At 44.6% G+C, this 21,373-nt stretch carries 18 protein-coding genes, 1 tRNA gene, 2 rRNA genes and 1 riboswitch; of the genes, 12 read left to right on the forward strand and 9 right to left on the reverse strand.

Going from position 1 to position 21,373, the window contains the following annotated elements:
• The first annotated feature begins 21 nt into the window (after window positions 1-21).
• Both recD2 and BUB28_RS15890 read left to right on the forward strand, forming a co-directional pair.
• Window positions 22-2,244, forward strand: a complete 2,223-nt coding sequence (gene recD2 / locus BUB28_RS15885) for an SF1B family DNA helicase RecD2 (protein ID WP_072952494.1) — start codon at window positions 22-24, stop codon at window positions 2,242-2,244.
• Window positions 2,245-2,259: 15 nt separating this feature from the next.
• Complete coding sequence (locus tag BUB28_RS15890) at window positions 2,260-3,279, forward strand: rod shape-determining protein (protein ID WP_028516432.1); 1,020 nt, start codon at window positions 2,260-2,262, stop codon at window positions 3,277-3,279.
• A gap of 275 nt (window positions 3,280-3,554) precedes the next feature.
• On the opposite strand, the gene BUB28_RS15895 is transcribed toward BUB28_RS15890, so the two are convergent.
• Window positions 3,555-4,379, reverse strand: a complete 825-nt coding sequence (locus BUB28_RS15895) for an Mrp/NBP35 family ATP-binding protein (protein ID WP_072952495.1) — start codon at window positions 4,377-4,379, stop codon at window positions 3,555-3,557.
• 275 nt (window positions 4,380-4,654) lie between these two features.
• Window positions 4,655-4,768, forward strand: a riboswitch (FMN riboswitch).
• A gap of 76 nt (window positions 4,769-4,844) precedes the next feature.
• Between BUB28_RS15895 and BUB28_RS15900 the strand changes: the two genes are divergently transcribed.
• The 9 genes from BUB28_RS15900 to BUB28_RS15940 are packed head-to-tail and all read left to right on the forward strand — an operon-like array spanning window position 4,845 to window position 12,057.
• Window positions 4,845-5,216, forward strand: coding sequence for a DUF3021 family protein (locus tag BUB28_RS15900; RefSeq protein ID WP_072952496.1), 372 nt, complete (start codon window positions 4,845-4,847; stop codon window positions 5,214-5,216).
• A 57-nt stretch (window positions 5,217-5,273) separates the two neighbouring features.
• Entirely contained in the window at window positions 5,274-6,383 is a 1,110-nt protein-coding gene (ribD, locus tag BUB28_RS15905) for a bifunctional diaminohydroxyphosphoribosylaminopyrimidine deaminase/5-amino-6-(5-phosphoribosylamino)uracil reductase RibD (RefSeq protein ID WP_072952497.1), read from the forward strand.
• A complete protein-coding gene (gene ribE, locus BUB28_RS15910; RefSeq protein ID WP_072952498.1) occupies window positions 6,364-7,011 on the forward strand; it encodes a riboflavin synthase in 648 nt (215 codons plus the stop codon). The genes ribD and ribE overlap by 20 nt, the downstream gene beginning before the upstream one ends.
• A 28-nt stretch (window positions 7,012-7,039) precedes the next feature.
• A complete protein-coding gene (locus BUB28_RS15915; protein ID WP_072952499.1) occupies window positions 7,040-8,239 on the forward strand; it encodes a bifunctional 3,4-dihydroxy-2-butanone-4-phosphate synthase/GTP cyclohydrolase II in 1,200 nt (399 codons plus the stop codon).
• A gap of 11 nt (window positions 8,240-8,250) precedes the next feature.
• Window positions 8,251-8,715 (forward strand): hypothetical protein, encoded by a 465-nt coding sequence (locus tag BUB28_RS15920; protein ID WP_072952500.1) that lies wholly within the window; start codon window positions 8,251-8,253, stop codon window positions 8,713-8,715.
• Window positions 8,716-8,728: 13 nt separating this feature from the next.
• Window positions 8,729-9,253, forward strand: a complete 525-nt coding sequence (locus BUB28_RS15925) for a hypothetical protein (protein ID WP_072952501.1) — start codon at window positions 8,729-8,731, stop codon at window positions 9,251-9,253.
• Between the two features lie 17 nt (window positions 9,254-9,270).
• A complete protein-coding gene (ribH, locus tag BUB28_RS15930) occupies window positions 9,271-9,738 on the forward strand; it encodes a 6,7-dimethyl-8-ribityllumazine synthase (RefSeq protein ID WP_072952502.1) in 468 nt (155 codons plus the stop codon).
• Complete coding sequence (locus tag BUB28_RS15935; protein WP_081373572.1) at window positions 9,738-10,394, forward strand: HAD family hydrolase; 657 nt, start codon at window positions 9,738-9,740, stop codon at window positions 10,392-10,394. Before ribH ends, BUB28_RS15935 begins: the two co-directional genes overlap by 1 nt.
• 16 nt (window positions 10,395-10,410) lie before the next feature.
• Window positions 10,411-12,057, forward strand: a complete 1,647-nt coding sequence (locus BUB28_RS15940; protein ID WP_072952504.1) for a gluzincin family metallopeptidase — start codon at window positions 10,411-10,413, stop codon at window positions 12,055-12,057.
• Window positions 12,058-12,184: 127 nt separating this feature from the next.
• Here the strand turns inward: BUB28_RS15940 and BUB28_RS15945 are convergent, their stop codons facing one another.
• The 3 genes from BUB28_RS15945 to BUB28_RS15955 form a co-directional block, all read right to left on the reverse strand.
• On the reverse strand, window positions 12,185-15,172 hold the full coding sequence (locus BUB28_RS15945; protein ID WP_072952505.1) for an ATP-binding cassette domain-containing protein: 2,988 nt from the start codon (window positions 15,170-15,172) through the stop codon (window positions 12,185-12,187).
• Between the two features lie 183 nt (window positions 15,173-15,355).
• Window positions 15,356-16,501, reverse strand: coding sequence for a ribose-phosphate pyrophosphokinase (locus BUB28_RS15950; protein ID WP_072952506.1), 1,146 nt, complete (start codon window positions 16,499-16,501; stop codon window positions 15,356-15,358).
• A 72-nt stretch (window positions 16,502-16,573) separates the two neighbouring features.
• The gene (locus tag BUB28_RS15955; RefSeq protein ID WP_072952507.1) at window positions 16,574-17,104 is read right to left on the reverse strand and encodes an inorganic diphosphatase; all 531 of its coding nucleotides are present in this window, start codon (window positions 17,102-17,104) and stop codon (window positions 16,574-16,576) included.
• Between the two features lie 361 nt (window positions 17,105-17,465).
• Between BUB28_RS15955 and BUB28_RS15960 the strand changes: the two genes are divergently transcribed.
• Window positions 17,466-19,394 carry a substrate-binding and GGDEF domain-containing protein gene (locus BUB28_RS15960; RefSeq protein WP_072952508.1) on the forward strand — a complete coding sequence of 643 codons (1,929 nt, stop codon included), beginning with the start codon at window positions 17,466-17,468 and terminating at the stop codon, window positions 19,392-19,394.
• Between the two features lie 30 nt (window positions 19,395-19,424).
• Here the strand turns inward: BUB28_RS15960 and BUB28_RS15965 are convergent, their stop codons facing one another.
• The 5 genes from BUB28_RS15965 to BUB28_RS15985 form a co-directional block, all read right to left on the reverse strand.
• Entirely contained in the window at window positions 19,425-20,180 is a 756-nt protein-coding gene (locus BUB28_RS15965; RefSeq protein WP_072952509.1) for a radical SAM family protein, read from the reverse strand.
• Window positions 20,181-20,306: 126 nt separating this feature from the next.
• Window positions 20,307-20,789: a deoxycytidylate deaminase gene (locus BUB28_RS15970; RefSeq protein WP_072952510.1), complete on the reverse strand. Its 483-nt coding sequence runs from the start codon at window positions 20,787-20,789 to the stop codon at window positions 20,307-20,309.
• Between the two features lie 112 nt (window positions 20,790-20,901).
• Window positions 20,902-20,978, reverse strand: a tRNA-Ile gene (locus BUB28_RS15975).
• A 47-nt stretch (window positions 20,979-21,025) separates the two neighbouring features.
• Window positions 21,026-21,142 (reverse strand): 5S ribosomal RNA (rrf, locus tag BUB28_RS15980).
• 64 nt (window positions 21,143-21,206) lie between these two features.
• Window positions 21,207-21,373 (reverse strand): 23S ribosomal RNA (locus tag BUB28_RS15985); the annotation flags it as partial.

The raw sequence follows: 21,373 nt of genomic DNA on the forward strand, positions 1-21,373 counted from the left end.
TTATGTGCAGAGGTGAATAGCTTGGAGCATGAGGTCCTTCACATAGAGGGCACGGTGGAAAATGTCCTTTACAAAAATGAAAACAACGGCTATATCGTTCTGGACCTCGATGCAGGTGGCGAGCTTATCACTGTTGTGGGAGAGCTTGGCGACATAGAAGAAGGCGAAGGACTTATCCTCGAAGGAAATTACGTCACTCACCCACGCTTCGGCACTCAGTTCAGTGCAGTTTACTGCGAAAGAAAGCTGCCTGCAACTGTTGTGAACATCGAGAAATACCTTGCTTCGGGAGCTGTCAAAGGCATAGGTCCCGGGCTTGCAAAGAAGATAGTAGAGGTATTCGGCGACCGCACTCTTGATGTCATGGAAAATGCTCCGTTCCGACTTGCAGAGATAAAGGGCATATCACCGAAAAAATGCGATGAGATAGCCGCAGAGGCTCAGAAGCTCTTCTGCCTTCGCAATCTCATGTCGTTCCTGTCACAGTATGAGGTAAAATCAAGATTTGCCATGAACGCCTACAGAAAGTACGGCTCGGACGCAATGACGCTCCTCAGACTCAATCCCTACTTACTGTGTACGGACTACATCGAGCTTGACTTCACAAAGGCTGATACTATCGCTCACGACCTGCACATTGCACGCAATGACAACAAGCGCATTATCGCAGGTATACAGTATATCCTCCGCGCAAACGGCGGTATCGGACACACTTGCCTCCCACTTGAAGTCCTTGCACAGAAAACACAGGCTACTCTCGGAGTTTCCGAAAGTGACTTTTATACAGCCTACAACGCAGCTCTCGATGATGACGAGCTGTTTGAATACATAAAAAACGAGATAGAATTCGTATATCTCCCCGATTATTACTACGCAGAGAGCTTTATTGCCGACAGGATACATATTCTGAAAGACTTCTCCTCACCCGAGGACTTCAACTATGATACCCTCATAGACATTGAGGAGGAGGAGCATAACATCAAATACGAAAAGCTCCAGCGTCAGGCTATAACTACCGCAGTCTCACGGGGACTCATGGTGCTTACGGGCGGTCCCGGTACAGGTAAGACCACTACCCTCAACGCTATGATATCCATATTCGAGAAAAGGGGTATGAAGGTACTCCTTGCAGCTCCCACAGGACGAGCTGCAAAGCGTATGTCAGACCTGACAGGCTGCGAGGCAAAGACCATACACCGCCTGCTTGAAGTTGTATACGACTCTGGAGACAGGCTCACCTTCGCACACAACGAGAACAATCCTCTTGACTGCGACGTGCTTGTCATAGACGAGATGTCAATGGTGGACGTTGTACTCTTTGAGAAGCTCCTTCGTGCTGTACGTCTTGGCTGCCGACTCATAATGGTTGGCGACAGCGACCAGCTTCCCTCGGTAGGCGCAGGAAATCTTCTCGGCGATATCATCGACAGCGGAATAGTTCCTGTTACCGAGCTTAAAGAGATTTTCCGACAGGCTCAGCAGAGCTGCATAGTTACAAACGCCCATAAGATAGTGGCAGGAGAATACCCCGACCTTACACGGAAGGACTCAGACTTTTTCTTCTTCAAGCGCTCAGACTATCAGCAGGCATTACAGCTCATAGTTGACCTTACGAAGTCAAGGCTGCCCAAAGCCTATAAATACTCCCCCACCGAGGATATACAGATACTTACCCCGTCACGCAAGGGAGTTACGGGCACTGTGGAGCTCAACAAGCTCTTGCAGAGCGAGATAAATCCGCCTGCCAAGAACAAACAGGAGAAAAAGGGCTATGTCTATACCTACCGTGAGGGCGATAAAGTAATGCAGACACGCAACAACTACGACATAACATGGTCGAAGGAAGGCGAACAGGGTGCAGGCATATTCAACGGAGATATCGGGCGCATAATAAGCATAGACAACAGAAGCTCCCTTGCTGTCATAGACTTTGACGGCAGAAAGGCTACATATACATTTGACCTGCTTTCTCAGGTAGACCTTGCTTATGCAGTGACAGTCCACAAGAGTCAGGGCTGCGAATTTGAAGCGGTCATACTGCCTATAATGGGCGGATTTGATAAGCTGTGCTACAGAAACCTGCTGTACACAGCCGTTACAAGAGCCAAAAAGCTCCTCATCGTCATCGGAAGTGAGGAGAATATAAATAAAATGGTAGACAACAACAAGCGCACACGGCGTTACACCTGTCTGCGCCATATGCTGGCAGGGGCAAATAAGTCCCCTTCGCCATTCGAGCAGTAAGAAAGGAAGATAAAAATGGCAAACACTGATATCGGTATCGACCTCGGTACTTCCAATATCGTTATGACTATGGGCAATAAGGGAGTAGTCCTCAGTGAGCCCTCTGTCATAGCTTACAACACAAGGACAGAAAGAGTCCTTGCTGTAGGCAAGGAAGCCTATGAGATGATAGGCAGAAACCCAGATTATATCGCAGTTAAGCGACCTATCAGCGAGGGCGTTATCTCTGACGATGACCTTACTCACAGCATGATACGCGAGTTCATACTCAAGGTAACAGGCAAGCAGCTTGTAAAGCCCCGTATCGTTATTTGTATCCCCTCATTTATCACTGATATCGAAAGCCGTGCAGTTGTAGAAGCTGCAAAGAGTGCGGGTTCAAGGCAGGTATATCTCATACAGGAGCCGATAGCGGCTATGATAGGCGCAGGCGTGAACATCACCAAGGCTAAGGGACACATGATAGTCGATATCGGCGGCGGTACTACCGATGTTGCTATCGTATCCATGAACGGTGTTGTTACCTCACATACCGTAAAGGTTGCAGGAAACGCTATAGACCGCTCAATAATCAAGTATATGCAGAACAAGTACAAGCTCCTTATCGGCGAAAGAACTGCCGAAAAGGTAAAGATAGAGCTTTGCAACCTCTACGACCCAAGCGACGAGATGACCTACATCGTCAAGGGCAGAAGTCTCCTCAAAGGACTGCCTGCACAGGTGCTTCTCAGCGAAACAGAGCTGTTTGAGGCTATCGAGGACGACACCTTCACTATCATGGAGGCTATCCGCAAGGTACTGGAAGATGCTCCTCCCGAACTTGTGGGCGATATCTATGATAACGGACTCCTCCTCACAGGCGGCGGCGCTCTGCTTGGCGGACTTACTCAGCTCATCAAGCGTACTCTGGGAATAAGCTGCAATATCGCTAAGGACTCCATAAACTGCGTAGCCAAGGGTACTGGTATGGCATTCGGCAGAATGACCACTCTCCTTGACGGCTTCGAGGCAGCAACAGTGTACAAATACAGATAATAGCCATTAGTAGAGGACGGCGTCCTCGACGTCCCATAATTGGGGTGCTTTCATATAAAAACTAAAGGGCGGATAATTCCGCCCTTATCTTTTAAGCGTTCACTGTATACTCTTGCTTCCTTGCTCTCTGAGATGCAATATACTTTAGCGATTTAAACCATTCAAGATTGCAAGGAAGCAAGCGTGCAACAATTCTTTATGTACTCTTGACCTGCCGACTGAAAAAGGCAGCCCCTACAAAGCAAAAGGGACACCGAAAGCGGCGTCCCATAAATTTATTCTGAAATGATCTTCTCGGCTGCTTCTGTGAGCCATTCGCCCTCGAAGAGCTCTATTGTTCCCTGATCGCAGAGCTTTGCAAGCTGAGGGTCGATAGGGAGCTTAGCAAGTACAGGGATATCGTACTGTGCAGCTATGTCCTCGATGTGGCTCTCGCCGTAGATGCTGTGGCGCTTGCCGCAGTCGGGACATTCAAAATAGCTCATATTCTCGATGATACCGAGGATAGGTATATTCATCAGCTTAGCCATTTTTACAGCCTTTTCAACTATCATTGAAACAAGCTCCTGAGGTGAAGTAACGATAACGATACCGTCAACAGGGAGAGACTGGAAAACAGTAAGCGGAACATCACCTGTTCCGGGAGGCATATCAACTACGAGACAATCGATGTCCTTCCAGATAACATCGGTCCAGAACTGCTTTACAACTCCCGCGATAACAGGACCTCTCCATACAACAGGGTCGGACTCGTTTTCCAGAAGAAGATTTATAGACATGATGTCAAGACCCATTTTTGACTTTGCAGGGATAATGCCGAATTCGCAGGCATCAGCCTTCTGATGTATGCCAAAAGCCTTAGGGATAGAAGGTCCTGTGATATCAGCGTCCATGATACCGACATTCTTGCCAAGTCTCTGCATGGAAACTGCAAGCAATGAAGATACGAGAGTCTTACCGACACCGCCCTTACCGCTGACAACTCCGATGACCTTACCGATATTGCTCATAGCATTAGGCTTTTCAAGGAAACTCTGTGGTTCCTGTCTGCTGCTGCAATCGCTTCCGCAGCTTGAGCAATCGTGTGTACATTCGCTCATTAAAAACACTCCTTATGATGTAATACTTATATTATATCCCAAATTACGGTTTTAGTCAATAGCATATTGACAAATGTATAACACAGTGATATAATAAAAGTCAAGAGTTAAGAACCACAGCTCTGAATAAGGCTCTGCTCTTATGTACTAATTCTTAGATCTTAGTTCTTAGGTCTTAGATCTGATATATCTTCGGGGTTAGGTTCAATTCCTGACCGGCAGGCGGAGAGCCGCCGCTCCCGGCATATACTCCCGAAGTAAACTGAATATCCACTTATTATCTTTGGGGCAGGGTGTAATTCCTGACCGGCAGTAAAGCCTGCGAGCCTTTTGGCTGATTCGGTGTGATTCCGAAGCCGACGGTAAAGTCCGGATGAAAGAAGATAAACCGCGTGATATGCGCAGTATAAGTATTTATGCCCCGAATTACGGGGCTTTTTCTATTTTTACAAGGGGGGCTTTACAATGAAAAATATTCTGCACAATGTATTCCTTGCGATCGGTCTCGGAACAGTTATATTTGTTCCCTTGCTCATAGTCGATAAAGGGCTTAACGATACTCTTGTTTCTGTCCTGATATGGTTCGGAGCTTCAATACTTTACGGACTCTCCTTCACGCTTCTCAAACTGAAAACAAAGCTTCGTTACCCCATTCACTTTCTCTCATGCTTCATTATGACACTTGCCGTAAGGATAGGCTATTCTTATTACTCAAAAGGCAGAGTTGACTTCACAAAGCTCCTGCTCATAACCATACCTATCTTTATTATCATTTATATGATAATGTACTTCTATATGAGGTATTTCGGAACTGTCTACAATGATAAGAACGATTAAGCAATACCTTATGCTTTTCCCCTGCAATACTAATATTACCACGAAAAAGGAAAGAATATGACACACGAAGAATATATGCTTGAAGCTCTCGAACTTGCCAAAAAGGGCATGGGCTTCACATCACCAAATCCAATGGTAGGAGCTGTTATCGTCCGTAACGGCGAGATAATAGGAAGCGGCTACCACAAAAAATACGGCGACCTCCATGCAGAGCGAAATGCATTCGCATACTGCGACGAAAACGGCATAGACTGTACAGGAGCCGATATGTACGTAACTCTTGAACCCTGCTGTCACCACGGCAAGCAGCCACCCTGTACCGACGCTGTAATAGCTCACGGTATCAAAAGGGTATTCGTAGGCTCTTCCGACCCTAATCCACTTGTTGCAGGCAAGGGCACACAGATACTCCGTGAACACGGAATAGATGTTACCGAGGGTGTCCTCAAAGACGAGTGCGATGCTATAAACGAAATTTTTTTCCACTATATCACAACAGGTCTGCCCTTCGTCACACTGAAATACGCTATGACTATGGACGGAAAAATAGCCTGCTATACAGGCGAGTCCAAATGGATAACAGGAGAAGCAGCACGGGGACAGGTGCAGATAGAAAGACTTCGCCACAGTGCCATAATGATAGGTGTGGGAACTGTTATTGCCGATGATCCTATGCTCACTTGCCGACTTGAAAACAGCAGGAACCCTGTACGTATAATCTGCGACTCAACTCTCAGGACCCCTTATGAGTGTAATATCGTAAAGACTGCAAAGGAAGTCCCAACAATTATCGCTACTGTCTCAGATGATAAAGAAAGTATAGAGAAGTTCAGTGAAGCAGGCTGCCGCATTATAAAAACAGCTCCTGTAAACGGTCGTGTAGACCTTAAAGAGCTTATGAAGATACTTGGCAGCGAAAAAATAGACAGCATACTCCTCGAAGGCGGCGGCGAGCTTAACTGGTCAGCTCTCAGCAACGGCATAGTAAGCAAGATACAGGCATATATCGCACCTAAGATATTCGGCGGCAGCGGTCCTTCACCCGTAGGCGGAGAGGGAGTCCCCTTCCCCTCGGCAGCTGTCATGCTGGAAAAGGGCAATATCGTCAGGATAGGCGATGATATCCTCATAGAAAGCAGGTTAAAGAATGTTTACGGGAATAATTGAGGAGATAGGCACTGTATGCTCGGTAAAGCGTTCAGGCAGCTCCTCATTCATTGAAATACAGGCAAAGAAAGTCCTTGAAGATGTCCACATGGGCGACAGCATAGCCGTAAACGGTGTATGTCTTACCGTTACACATTTCGGCGGCGGAGTATTCCGCGCAGATGTTATGAACGAAACTCTCAGCCGTTCGTCCCTCGGAAGTCTCACCTCGGGCAGTCCTGTCAACCTTGAAAGAGCTATGGCAGCAGGCGGACGCTTCGGCGGTCATATAGTTTCGGGACATATCGACGGCACAGGTACCATAACCGACATAAAAAATGACGGTATCGCCGTATGGTACACAGTTTCCGCAGCTCCCGAATTACTGCGGTATATCGTTGAGAAAGGCTCTATTGCAATTGACGGCATAAGCCTTACAGTCGCAAAGGTAACGGATACATCTTTCAGTGTATCCATTATCCCCCATACTGCTTCGCAGACAATTCTCGGAAGCAGAAAGGTCGGCGATATTGTAAACCTTGAAAATGATATCATCGGCAAATACGTTGAAAAGCTAATGAAACCGTCAGAAGCTGCTCCTCAGAGCAGTCTCAGCATGGAAATGCTGGCAAAGCACGGTTTTATATAAATATCACTATCAGCAAGGAGAAATCTTAATGTTCAAGTACAACACTGTTGAGGAAGCCTGCGAGGCACTCCGAAACGGCGAGATAATCCTCGTCACAGACGATGAGGACAGAGAAAACGAGGGCGATATGATATGCGCCGCTCAGTTTGCCACCACAGAGAATGTAAACTTCATGGCTGCTCACGCAAAGGGTCTTATATGTATGCCAATGAGTGCCAAGCTCTGCGACAAGCTCCACCTGCATCAAATGGTGGACTATAACACCGACAATCACTGCACTGCCTTTACGGTATCTATAGACCATGTTGATACTACCACAGGCATATCCGCAGCCGAGAGAGGCTATACTGCACGTATGGCGGTATCTCCCGAAGCGAAGCCCGATGACTTCCGCCGCCCCGGGCATATGTTCCCGCTTTTAGCGAAGAAAAACGGAGTCCTCGAACGTGAAGGACACACAGAAGCTACTGTTGACCTTATGCGTCTGGCAGGTCTTGAGGAGTGCGGACTTTGCTGTGAGATAATGCGCGATGACGGCACTATGATGAGAGCCGCAGAGCTTCAGGAAAAGGCTGTAGAATGGGGTATGAAGTTCATAACCATTCAGGCACTTAAAGACTACCGTAAGGTACACGACCAGCTTGTGGAGCGCGTGGCAAACACAAAGCTGCCTACAAAATACGGTGAATTCCGTGCAATGGGCTATGTGAACAAGCTCAACGGCGAACACCATGTTGCTCTTGTAAAGGGCGATATCGGTGACGGAAAGGATATCCTCTGCCGTGTACACTCCGAATGCCTTACAGGCGACGCTTTCGGCTCGCTTAAATGCGACTGCGGCCAGCAGTTTGCTGCGGCTATGACTCAGATAGAAAAAGAAGGCCGCGGAATACTCCTCTACATGAGGCAGGAGGGACGAGGCATAGGTCTCATAAACAAGCTCCGCGCCTATGAATTGCAGGACAAGGGAATGGATACCCTTGAAGCAAATCTTGCACTGGGTTTCCCCGGAGATATGCGCGAATACTACATCGGCGCACAGATACTCCGCGACCTGGGCTGCAAGACCCTGAGACTGCTGACAAACAACCCCGACAAGGTCTACGGACTCAGCGGCTTCGGACTTGAAATAAAGGAACGTGTACCAATACAGGTGGACGCTACCGCCTACGACCTGTTCTATCTTAAAACAAAACGCGATAAAATGGGTCATATTCTGGATTATTGAGGTGAATTTTTATGAGCGTCTTTGATATAGTCATTACAGTATTACTTGCAATATTATGCCTGATAACTATAGTTTTTGATATAGCATCATTCAGATCATGGGCAAAAGCAAAGGAAAAAACCTTCATAGGAAACTGGGCAGATATCATTTTCAGAGTACTGCTTGCTGTTATGTTTTTATTACGTCCGTTTTCCGTAATAACAGTATTATTCCTTGTTACACTTGCCTTGACAACTCCGCTGGCATTTACCTGCCTTTCACCCGAAGGAATGAGAAATGCTTTCGGACTCAATCCTGTCAGCAATCTCAGCTATGAGTACAAGAAAAACAATATAAGCATTGAGACCCTTTATATTTACGCTCAGAACAAGCCAAAGGCTGCTGCATACAATCTTGGTATCAAGAAACCCAAAACAGTAAAGATGCTTGCTGACTGGTACGGTAAGCACGGCTATGAAAATCCGCTTACAAAATAAGGAGACATCACGCATGATAATGAAAAATTTTTGCATAGCTGTGCTGTGCGTTATGTCGGTAGTATTCGTACTTGCAATAGCAGGATATTTCGTATTCTGCATCAGGGTAAAAAGCGAAAAGAACGCCATAAAGGTAAAGCGTCACCGCAAAAAGAACAGTATATGGTGGTTCTGCTGCTGGCTCATATGGGTAGTGGTATTTCTCCTGGACTGGAGCGGTGCAAAGCATCTTGGCGATGAGTATAACGAACTGAACTACAAGCTGCTTTCCGTAGCAGGCGGACTTCTTACCGTTCTTCTCGTTCTCAACTTTTTCGTATTGAGATACACCTATGTGACCTCACAGAAAGTATTTCAGCCTCTCAGCTTCGGACTGGCATACGATAAGAAAAAGATAATGTATAAGATATCCGGAGATACGCTTAAACTTTGGTTCAATAACAGTATCATGCCAAAGGAATATACCATTATCAAGGATAAGGAAAAGCTTGAGGAAATGCTCAGGGAAAATTATACGCTTAATAAACTTTTAAGATAATAAAGGAGTTATAAATTATGAGAACATATGAAGGTAAACTTGTATCAAAGGACATAAGAGTAGGTATCGTTGTCGCTCGTTTCAACGAGTTCATCACATCAAAGCTTCTTGGCGGAGCTATAGATACACTCAAACGTCACGATGTAAACGAAGCTGCTATTGACGTAGCATGGGTACCCGGTGCATTCGAGATACCGCTCATTGCTTCAAAAATGGCTAAATCAGGCAAGTATGACGCTGTTATCTGCCTCGGTGCTATAATCAGAGGAAGCACCTCACACTATGACCTCGTATGCAATGAGGCTGCAAAGGGCATCGCACAGGTATCTCTCCAGAGCGATATCCCTGTAATGTTCGGCGTTATCACTACCGAGAACATCGAGCAGGCTATCGAGCGTGCAGGCTCTAAGGCTGGAAACAAGGGCAGCGAGTGTGCTGAGGGTGCTATCGAGATGATAAACCTTATCAGAGAGATCGAGGCATAATGACCAATCTTATTTTCGATTACGACGGCACTATCCATAACTCCATGCTTACATATGCCCCTGCATTCCGCGATACCATGAAATGGCTATCCGACAACGGCTATATCGCTGACCGTGAATACTCCGACAAGGAGATAAGCTATTGGCTTGGCTTCAATTCCACGGATATGTGGGGACAGTTCCACCCCGAGCTTGACCCTGAGATACGTGAAAAAGCCCGTATCATGCTGGGACAGGATATGGCACAGCGTGTTGACCGCGGCGAAGGTGCGCTGTATGAGGGAGCTGAGGAAATGCTCTCTGAGCTGAAAAACAGCGGCTATACCCTTATATTCCTCAGCAACTGCCGCTTCCACTACCTTGAACGCCATAAAAGAGTGTTCGGGCTGGACCGCTTTTTCGACTATTTCTACTGCTGCGAAGCCTTTGATTTTATACCAAAGTATGAGATATTCCGCAGGATAGCTCCCAACCATGAGGGTGACTTCATAGTTATCGGAGACCGCTTTCACGACATCGAAACTGCTGCACAGAACGGTCTGCCGTCCATAGGCTGCGGCTACGGCTTCGGCTCGGACGAGGAGCTTGCAAAGGCAGATATCATAGTGCGCAGTATAAAGGATATACCAAAGGCTGTAAAAGAACTCCGTACCTGAACAGAAAGGAGCAATTATGAGACCTTCACGCATTTCCGCGCTGCTTACAGCGGCTGTTCTTTCATTTTCGCTTATCTCATGCTCTGACAATAACTCAGACATACCAAGAATACAGCGATACAGAGACAAGGAAAAGGAATTCAGGATAGGACAGTCCTACGCTATAGATGAGGAGGATATCCCCGATGATATCGAAATATCCGTAGAGCTATGTGATATTTCGGAGATCGAGGAAAAAGTGCAGCTTCTCATAGATCATATTGACGATGAGAAAGAAAATTCTGTCATCAAGAATGATATACAAAGTCTGCTGAATATGTACGATAAGCTTTATGAGGCTCATACCAATATGGAGGTAGTTTTTTACAGCAACTACACCGACAAGGCTTTAGAAAGCGAATACAATAAGTTTTATCGTTCGGCTTACGTTGCCGAGGACCTGATCGCCCACGGTTTCATATACGGCTACAGCAACAGCAAGTACCATGAGCTTTTTGAAGGACTTGTGGACAAGGATGATCTTAGCGAGCACGAAGGCGAATACGACCTTGAAGATGCACGTATCGAGTCGGAAGCCAGCTTTGAGGACAGAACAGAGGCTATGAGCGCTTATTACGATGTTAAAAGCAATGACAGTCTTTCAGGCAAGGAAAAGGATCTTGAATGTGCAAAGATACTCCTTGATCTGCTGGAGGATTATGATACGGATTTGCTGTATTCTCAGTACGACAGAGACTATACAGGCGATGAGATAATCGCACTCAGCAAGTCTGTAAAGTCTGAGCTTATCCCCGTTTACGACAAGCTTATGGACGCATATTTCGCCACTCCTTCATGGACAGCTTCATATGACGCAGGAAAAAATGCCGATCCCTTTAAGGTGATACGTGAATATGCTCCCCTGCTTTCTGAGGATATAGCCAAAAGTGCGGATATCATATGCAATGAAAAGCTCTACAGCATATGCGACAATGACGAAGCCTATCCCGGAGCATTTACCGATGATCTGCCTGCTCAAAAAAAAGCAAGGGTATTCATCGGTAACGTGGGCGAAGAAAGCGAGCTTAGCTCGGCTATACACGAATTTGGTCACTTCCACGCCTGTCTGTATGACGATACACCTGCCTATCTCTTTAAGAATAACATGGATATAGCAGAGATACAGTCACAGGGACTGGAGCTTCTCTTTATGCAGTTCTATGACGATATCTACGGAGATGCCGGCGACTCGAAAAAGATCGAGAAAGTGCTTGATCTTCTTGACTCGGTAATATGCGGCTTCTTTATCGGTGAATTTGAATATACTGTCGTTAAGAACAAAGATGATATGACTCCTCAGGAGGTAGTTGATCTTTTCAAAAGCCTTGCATTGGAATACGATTCCTTATATAATCTCCATGATATCCCCCATTTATTTGAGAGTCCCGGATACTATATAAGCTATGCGACCTCCTCACTTGCCGCTTTTGACATATTTGAGGATTATCAGAAAAACCCCAAAAACGCTCTTGAACAATACGAAAAAATAGCAAAGACCTCATATAACTCAGGTGAATTCACATTCAAAATGGCTCTGAAAAAATGCGGCTTCAGCGACGTTCTCTCTAAGGATTATATCTCAGGACTTGCAAAACAGCTTACAGATTACGCAGAAAGCTTCTGAGTTTTTCGGTACTGTATCAAGGTCAGCATGAAAAAACGCTTTTCTATAATAGTACAAAAAACAGAACGTTGAAAACAGCGTTCCGCACAAAGATACAAAAAAGGACTGCAATGCAGTCCTTTTGTTTTTATTCAGTTCTGAGTGCTTCGACAGGATCTTTTCTTGCCGCAACACCTGACGGTATAAGTCCTGCAATAAGCGTAAGGAACATACTTATCATAACAAGTATCACAGCTCCCGTAACAGGAACGTGAGCACGAAGTGTATCAAGACTCGTTACCTTGTGTATGATAGCGTTTATAGGTATGGTGAGAAGTACTGATACTCCTATACCTATAAGACCTGCCGCAAGTCCGACAAGAAGCGTTTCGGCGTTGAATACTGTGCGGACATTGTGCTTTGAAGCACCGATAGCACGAAGTATACCGATCTCTCTTGTACGTTCGAGTACAGAGATATATGTGATAATTCCGATCATTATGGACGAAACCACAAGCGAAATACCAACAAATGCGATAAGAAGGTATGATATACCGCTTATAATGCCTGTTATTGACGACATAAGAAGCGCAACCACATCTGTATAGTGGATAACATCAGACTCCTTTGCGCCCTTATTATAGCGCTTGATGGCAGCCGAGATATCGTCCTTGTCCTCAAAGCTCTTTGCGAACAGTCTTATGCGTGACGGGTCGGACTCGTCTGCAACACCGAGAAGCCTGAGATTATCGTCATAAGTCGATTTTGAGATCTCCTCGGGAGTGTATTTCTCGAATACAACAGCGTAGTTCTCATCGCTTATAGGAGTTGAATCAAGCATCTTTGCAAGCTCTGCATTTGTAAGCGAACCAAGCTGTTCCTGAGCCTTCTGTGCGTACTGCTGAGCTATCTGCTCTCTTATGCCCTGCTCGGCATAGCCTTTAAGCTCTTCATCGCTCATAGCCTGAACGAAAGATTTTACCTGCTCTGCATCAACGCCAAGCTCTGATGAATACATCTGTGTTATCTGATCTAAGAACTGCTGACGATCAAAGTCCTTCATTGCAACTGCTACCTGAGCATCTGTCTGTGCAGGATCGGGCTGTGATACTACAAGGCGGTAGATATCAGCCTTTGTATCCGTATCTGCTTTCCTGATAAATTCCTTTGCTGTTTCAGCCTTTTCCTTTAAAGTAGGCTCAACATAATCATCAGACATGAACTTTGTACCTGTGATAATGTCGTTTTCTTTATCGGCGATCTGCTTTTTAATAAGCTCGCTCTCGTTTGTCTTGTTTATAACGTAATCGGTAAGCTGAGCGGTATAGCACATATAGCTCTTCAGCATAGGTGCCTTTACGCCCTCCTTAGGCTGTATAAAGCCCACTACCTTTATATCTGTTCCTATATCCTCTGCATTGTAGAGGTATTCAAGACCTGTCTTTGTGGCTGTAAGGTCAATGCAGCCCTTTCCTGCTTCATTGTTCTGATAATACTCACATGGAAGTATCATCTTGAACTTCTTGCCGAGGATATCCTCTATGCTCCACTCTAACTGTCCGTAATCCTTTATTTCCTCGTTGCCCATAGCAGCCTTTAGCTTTTCAGAAAAGCCCTCCTGATCCTTGAGACCCATTGCGTAGGTTATGATATCGGGGAGCTCGTTATTCTGTGTCAGAACAACGACTACTTCATCATAGCTCTGAGGCCAGTTACCGTTGACAAGCTCATACTGCTCCTTGACAAGCTCGTTTACAGGCTCGCCGTTTTCACCCGGGAGAAGCTCCTCCATTACGTTGAGACCGAAAGCCTGCATTTCCATATCAGCCATAGGATTATTCATGGAAGCATCCATGATATCAGACTCTTCCATTCCCATAGCCTTGCTGTACATATCCATAAAGTCTACCTTGACTATCTCGCCTGAAGGTGACTGTGTGAATATAGGCATCTTTACGTCGTAGGAATAACCGATAGCTGTTGCCTTTTCAGCTATTACACTGTCATTTTCGATGAAGGTCTTGAAATCCTTCATGTTATTTATCTGCTTTGCAGCAGTATTGAAGGAATTGAACATATCATATACCTGAGTATTGGCATATACCTTGTCATCATCAAAGTTACGGGCTTCATATTCCTTCTTATTTTTCATAAGAGCCTCTATCATACCCGAGGTATCAGTGTTCTCGCGCATAATTTCGAGAGGATAGGAAGAAAGCGTCTCCTCCTGTATATTGTCGATATACTCATTGATACCCGTTGCAAGAGAAAGGATAAGCGCAATACCGATGATACCGATAGAGCCTGCAAAAGCAGTCAGGAGAGTCCTTCCCTTTTTGGTAAGGAGGTTATTGAGAGAAAGAGAAACCGCAGTACCAAAGGACATTGATACTCTCTTTTTCTTCTCCTTGCCTGACTTTTTATCAGCTTTTTTGTCCTTTTTCTTTTCCTTTTTCAGCTCAAAGGGATCACTGTCGCCTGTGAGCTTACCGTCCTTTATCCTGATTATACGGGTAGCGTACTGGTCTGCAAGCTCAGGGTTATGAGTTACCATGATGACCAGCTTATCCTTTGCTATCTCTTTAAGGAGCTCCATTACCTGTATAGATGTCTCAGAGTCAAGAGCACCTGTTGGCTCGTCTGCAAGAAGAATATCAGGGTCATTGATAAGAGCACGGGCAATAGCCACACGCTGCATCTGTCCGCCCGACATCTGATTAGGCTTCTTGTGTATCTGATCTCCCAGTCCCACCTTTTCGAGAGCTTCCTTTGCACGCTTGCGGCGTTCCGACTTTGTAACACCCGAAATAGTAAGTGCAAGCTCAACATTTGAAAGAACTGTCTGGTGCGGTATCAGATTATAGCTCTGAAAAATAAATCCTATAGAATGATTTCTGTAAGCGTCCCAGTCTCTGTCCTTATACTCCTTTGTTGATACTCCATTGATTATAAGATCACCTGATGTATAGTGATCGAGACCTCCGATAATGTTCAGAAGTGTAGTTTTACCGCAGCCGGAATGTCCCAGTATAGCTACAAATTCACTCTCACGGAAGGTCACGCTGACTCCGTTGAGAGCATTTACAACATTATCACCGACGCCGTATTTTTTTACGATGTCTTTGAGCTGTAACATTTAATCTCCCCTTCGTTTATTATTTAACTTTAGATCCCATAAGTAAATTAAAATTTACTATATTTATTATAGCACTTTGACGAATAATTGTCAATCAGACTGTCATAATTTCACAGTAGCTTCACATAAATTTCACAAATAAATAAGGCATTGTTTGTGAACAATGCCTTATCAGTTAAATTATTATTTCATGCCGTATTTTTTAAGGAGATTATCTATCTTTGTATGTGGATCAATGATCTTGCTGATAGATACATCGTGGTTGATCGCTTCAATGAAATATGCGATATACTTGGATACATCTACCTCGTGGAACCAAGGTCTGCTGAGGAGCTCAGGTGTTCTGTAAGTAAGGTTTGTACCGAATATACCGTCGATAATACCGTCCTCATAAGCCTTGTCGAACTTTTCAAGACCGTTTGTGAAGATAGCATAAGTAGCGTAAGCGAAAAATCTTCCTGCCTTCTTCTCCTTGAGAGCAGAAGCAACATCGAGCATAGACTCGCCTGATGAGATGATATCATCAGATACGAATACGTCCTTGCCTTCAACAGGATTACCGAGGTATTCGTGAGCAACGATAGGATTGCGTCCGTTTACGATAGTTGAATAGTCTCTTCTCTTGTAGAACATACCCATTTCTACGCCGAGAACTGATGCATAGTACATATTTCTGTTGAGAGCGCCTTCATCAGGGCTTACAACCATAAACTTGTCCTTGTTGAAGCTGATATCCTTGATATCCTTGAGCATAGCCTTCAGTACCTGATAGGTAGGCATAACGTTATCAAAGCCCATGAGCGGGATAGCGTTCTGCACTCTTGGGTCGTGAGCATCAAATGTAACGATATTTGATACGCCCATAGCCTCAAGCTCCTGAAGTGCGCAGGCACAGTCAAGAGATTCACGATAGCTTCTTCTGTGCTGACGGCCGCCATAGAGAGTAGGCATAATGACAGTTATGCGGTGAGCCTTACCGCTTGCAGCCTGGATTATTCTTTTAAGATCCTGAAAATGATCGTCAGGGGACATTGCGTTCTGCATTCCAAAGTAGTCATACTTGATGCTGTAGTTACCTACGTCAATGATAATGAAAAGATCCTTGCCGCGGATAGTTGACTTGATGAGACCCTTGCCGTCGCCCGATGAAAAACGAGGACACTCGCTCTCTACCAGGAATGAATCAACATTGATACCGCCCTTTCCTGCCCAGTCAACGAGATAATCGTCGATCTTCTTGCCAAGCTCGGTAACGCTGTTCATAGCGATGATGCCAATAGGGGCAACATTTGAATCACTGCCGAATAAAATTTCACTTGAAGCTGTCATAAAACCTTTTTTCACACACACAGGCGTGTGATCTCCTTTCGCATTTTAGTCATTTTCGGTCAAGATCGTGCATTACTTGCAGAAATTCTCAATATAGCGTTCGATATCTCCGCTTATGATAGTTTTTGCAATGTCAACATGATCGACCTCGTTAACGGCTGTTGTTTTGTTTTCAAGTTCCTTGTAAACTGTGAAGAAATGTGTCATTTCATCGAAAACGTGCTGTGGAAGCTCTTCGATATCCTTATACATATTATAGTTCGGATCGTCAAACGGTATAGCAATGATCTTGTCATCGCGGTGGCCGTTGTCAAGCATTCTGATAACTCCGATAGGATAGCATCTCACAAGAGTAAGAGGCATAAGCTGTTCAGAGCAAAGAACCAGAACGTCGAGTGGGTCGTTATCGTCTGAGTAAGTCCTTGGAATAAAACCGTAGTTTGCAGGATAATGAGTGGAAGTGTAAAGGATACGGTCCATTTTGATAAGACCTGTTTCCTTGTCAAGCTCATACTTGATCTTGCTGCCCTTACCGATCTCTATCACAGCAATAAAATCCTCTGGAGTTATTCTTTTCGGACTGATCTTGTGCCAGATATTCATAAATTTCCTCCGCAGCATATCTGTCCGCGCAGTCTGCACGGCATCAGATTATTTTGATAAGCCATTTTATGACGTTATCCCCTACTAATTAGTATACCATTTTTTTGCGATTTGTCAATATACCGTTCAATTTTCGGCATTTATGATAAATTATCCCAAAATCAGAGCTTTTTTTCGTCTTTTCGTCTTTTTTGGATTTTTGTATGTTTTTACTATTTTTTTACAACCAGTACAGCAATATTAATAAAAAGTGAATATCAATAATGAATATTATAATAAAAATCTATTGATTTTTCCTAATAATTATAGTAAAATATATATATGGTTTGTTTTCAGAGACTTTTGAAAGAGAGGGGATAATATGAGCGGATACAGAATAGCTGTAATTATTGAAGAGATCGGTCAGAGCTATCAGAGTGAGATCCTTGACGGCATTTCTTCTGCTGCGGAAGAATTCGGGCTCAACGTACTTGCATTCACTTCCTTCAGCGGCGATATGGGAAACGCTCGCCACGATGTAGGTGAATTCAATATCTTCAATCTCCCCAATTTTGATGAATTCGACGGTGCTATCCTCCTTACAAATACTATTTATTACAAACCTGTTGGAAATGTTATCCTCGATCGGATAAAAAAAGCAGGCATACCTGCTGTAAGCATAGATAAAGACGTACCGTCGTTTTTTTATATCGGTATTGATAACAAGACCGCTATGCGAAAGATAACCGAGCATATGATAAATGTCCACGGTTACAAGCATTTTGCATACATTTCGGGTCCACCGGGCAATACAGAGAGCTCTGACAGGCTTGCAGGCTTTTCTGCGGTACTTGAAGAGCACAGGCTATCACTAACTGAGGACGCTATTTATTACGGCGATTTCCGTGCGCCTACGGGAAAGCTTGCTGTCGAGCAATTCATCGAAGTGCTTCCCGAAATGCCCGAAGCTATCATATGCGCAAACGATGTAATGGCTGCATCAGCGATCACGACCCTTGCTTCACACGGCTACAATGTCCCTGAGGATATTGCCGTTACAGGCTTTGACAATACCTACAACAGCCATAACTATCAGGTGGAGCTCACCTCGGTTGAGCGTCCTCTCGGACTTTCCGGCAGACTCGCCTGCAAGATTCTGTATAACCACCTTAACGGACTGTCACAGGAGAGAAGCGTTATACTGAATATGTCCGCCTGCTTCACCGAGAGCTGCGGCTGCGGACACAATGCGCTTTCAGACGTTTCCGAGCTGAAAAAGCTCAATTACAGCAACTATTCAAACTTTGAAAGTATACAGACATATATGTCCATACTCAATCGTATATCTACGCAGCTTCTCGCCTGCAACAATTTCGATGAGTATATAGCAACTCTGAAAAGTGCGGCAGAAGAAGTCCGCCTTAATGAGTTTTATTTCTGTCTCTGTGATGACTGGGACAGCGAAACATCTGTGGATAACCCTATTGCAACTGAAAATGCTGCTGAAAAAGTCCCTACGACTTATACGGAGGAGGTAATAGTTGCTATCGCCTACGTAAACGGAGAATTCATAGAATGTGGAAATATAAAGTCAAAAGATGTGATACCTCCGGTAGGAAATAAAAGTGATGACGGAAAGCTTTACTTCGTGACTCCCCTTCACTTTGGTGAGAGATGTCTCGGATATATGGCTATAAGGAACACCAACCTTGCTATGCAAAATATTATGTTCCAATCCTTCTGCATAAATATCTGCAACTCGCTTGAAAATATCCGAAAGCTCATGTGCCTTGAATACGCTGTTGACAGGCTTGGCAAGCTCTATGCGCAGGATACTTTCTCGGGAATATACAACAGAAACGGCTTTGTTCTGGCAACAGCGGAGCTTTATGATAAGTGCATGAAGGAGCAGAAGGATATAATGCTGATGTTCCTCGACCTTGACGGTCTTAAAACTATAAACGACACCTACGGTCACAACACAGGAGATCAGGCGATATGCAATATAGCCGATGTGCTCAGAGCCTCCTGCACAGATGAGATATTCTGCCGTTTCGGCGGCGATGAATTCATAGTATTTGGTGCAGACTATACCAAAGAAGCCGCAGATGAGCTCACATCAAGGATACAAAGCAATATTGAAAGGATAAATAAAAGCGAGATAAATCCGTTCAGGCTCGGAGCAAGTACGGGATTTATCATCGCAACACCCAAAGAGGGAGAGGATATTTTCAATTTTGTCACAGAAGCGGATAAGCAGATGTACAAAGAAAAACGCAAGAAAAAGCTCTCCCGCTATTTGAAAGCATAAAAAAACCGCAGCAGTGCTGCGGTCATTTTTTTATACTGGAGAATACTCCTCAATAAGCTGCAAAATGTCTTTCTCATAGATATTGCCGTTCAAAGCACTGCCGTCACAGCCAATGCACAGAGAATGAAGATCATACGGAGACTCCTCATATGGATTGCTTACAGCTTCACCTTCACGGAAATACTCGCCGAAATACTTCAAAGCATTGCCCTCTGGAAAAATAACATTGCCGTTTCCGATATTGAAGCCTTTGGCGGCGAATTTACCGATCAATTCGGAAGTTATGGCATTGTAAGGATTATCAGCATTTCTGCCAACAAGCCATGCAGGACTTATCTCAACGTAAATGCCGTTTTCTCTTAGACAGTGAGCAAAGAATTCAACAGGCTCAAGAGGTATAGTCTCCTGATGAAAAGCATCAACGGAAAGAAGAACAGTTTCAGCTCTGCTATCTCTCAGCAAAAGTGCTGTGTCCTTGATTTTGTCCTTATTCTTGCTGAAATAGCCATTTGTAATTATATCACACTGTGGTATGCCCAATTCAAAGGCTGTCCTATGTATGGCTGCAACTGTTTCAGGGTAAAGCAGCGGCTCTCCGCCGAATGTCATCAGTGACTTTATATCGTAAAGTCCGCAGACAGCTTTTACCGTTTTCACAGCTGTGTCGCTGTCAATATGCGGAGAAGCTGATATGTGCTCCCCCTCGCTGCAATGCTTACAGCGACCAGTGCAATTCATTGTAACAACAAATTCTATCCTGTCAAGATTTTTTAAATACTCATTCATAATAACTGCTCCTTTTAAATATAATAATATCTAAATCGGTGCAGTACGGGAACAATTCTTACTCGGTGTGCCGTTCCCTTCTACTGCACCGAGCAGTTAATTCGTTTCATTTTCATACTTACAACCTCACACTGAAAGAACTAAGTCCTTGCCGTTTGACTGATACTCCTCGACAGTGACACCACACTTATCAAAAAGGATAGTCGATGCCTTAACGCTGTCAGTATTTGCATATTTATTGCACTTATATACAACACGCTTTATCCCCGACTGAATGATAGCCTTAGCGCACTCATTACACGGATAGAGAGTAACATAAAGGGTACAGCCGCTGAGGCTGCCGAAACTGCTGTTAAGGATAGCATTGAGCTCAGCATGACATACAAACGGATACTTAGTATCAAGCGGCGACTCTCCGTCACGCTCCCACGGCATTTCATCATCAACGCAGCCGGTAGGCATACCGTTATATCCGACAGAAACTATTTTATGCTTATCATTTACAATACACGCCCCTACCTGAGTCGAATTATCCTTGCTACGCTGTGCAGACAGCAGAGCAATGCCCATAAAATACTCGTCCCAGGTTATATAATCAGTCCTTTTCATAGTAATCTCCTTGTTCAACGTAAACAACGTATAAATTATGGAATAATTATAGCATATAAATTACAAAAAAGCAATAAAAAAACTGGTATTATCCAAAAGAATAATACCAGTTTGGTGGGCCATTAGGGACTCGAACCCCAGACCGTCCGGTTATGAGCCGGATGCTCTAACCAACTGAGCTAATGGCCCTCATAAATTAATCGGAAGCTAATATCATAGCTTCCGATAATTATTAATGTCGGCACTGATTTAGTTTCCCGGGCCGTCACCAGCCAAGTATCGTCAACGCGAATGAGCTTAACTTCCGTGTTCGGAATGGGAACGGGTGTGACCTCATTGCCATAAGCACCGACTAAATATTAGCGAAGAATTGAAGGAATAAAGCGTAATGCGAGGCTAGAACTCTGAATGAAGTAAAAAGGAAAAGCCCTCGACCGATTAGTACTCGCAAGCTGAACGTGTCACCACGCTTACACTTTGAGCCTATCAAACTCATAGTCTATGAGAGGTCTTACTCTTACGAAGGGATATCTTATCTTAAGGTCGGCTTCACGCTTAGATGCCTTCAGCGTTTATCCGTTCCG

The sequence above is a fragment of the Ruminococcus flavefaciens genome (assembly GCF_900143025.1).
GTDB lineage: Bacteria > Bacillota > Clostridia > Oscillospirales > Ruminococcaceae > Ruminococcus > Ruminococcus flavefaciens_I.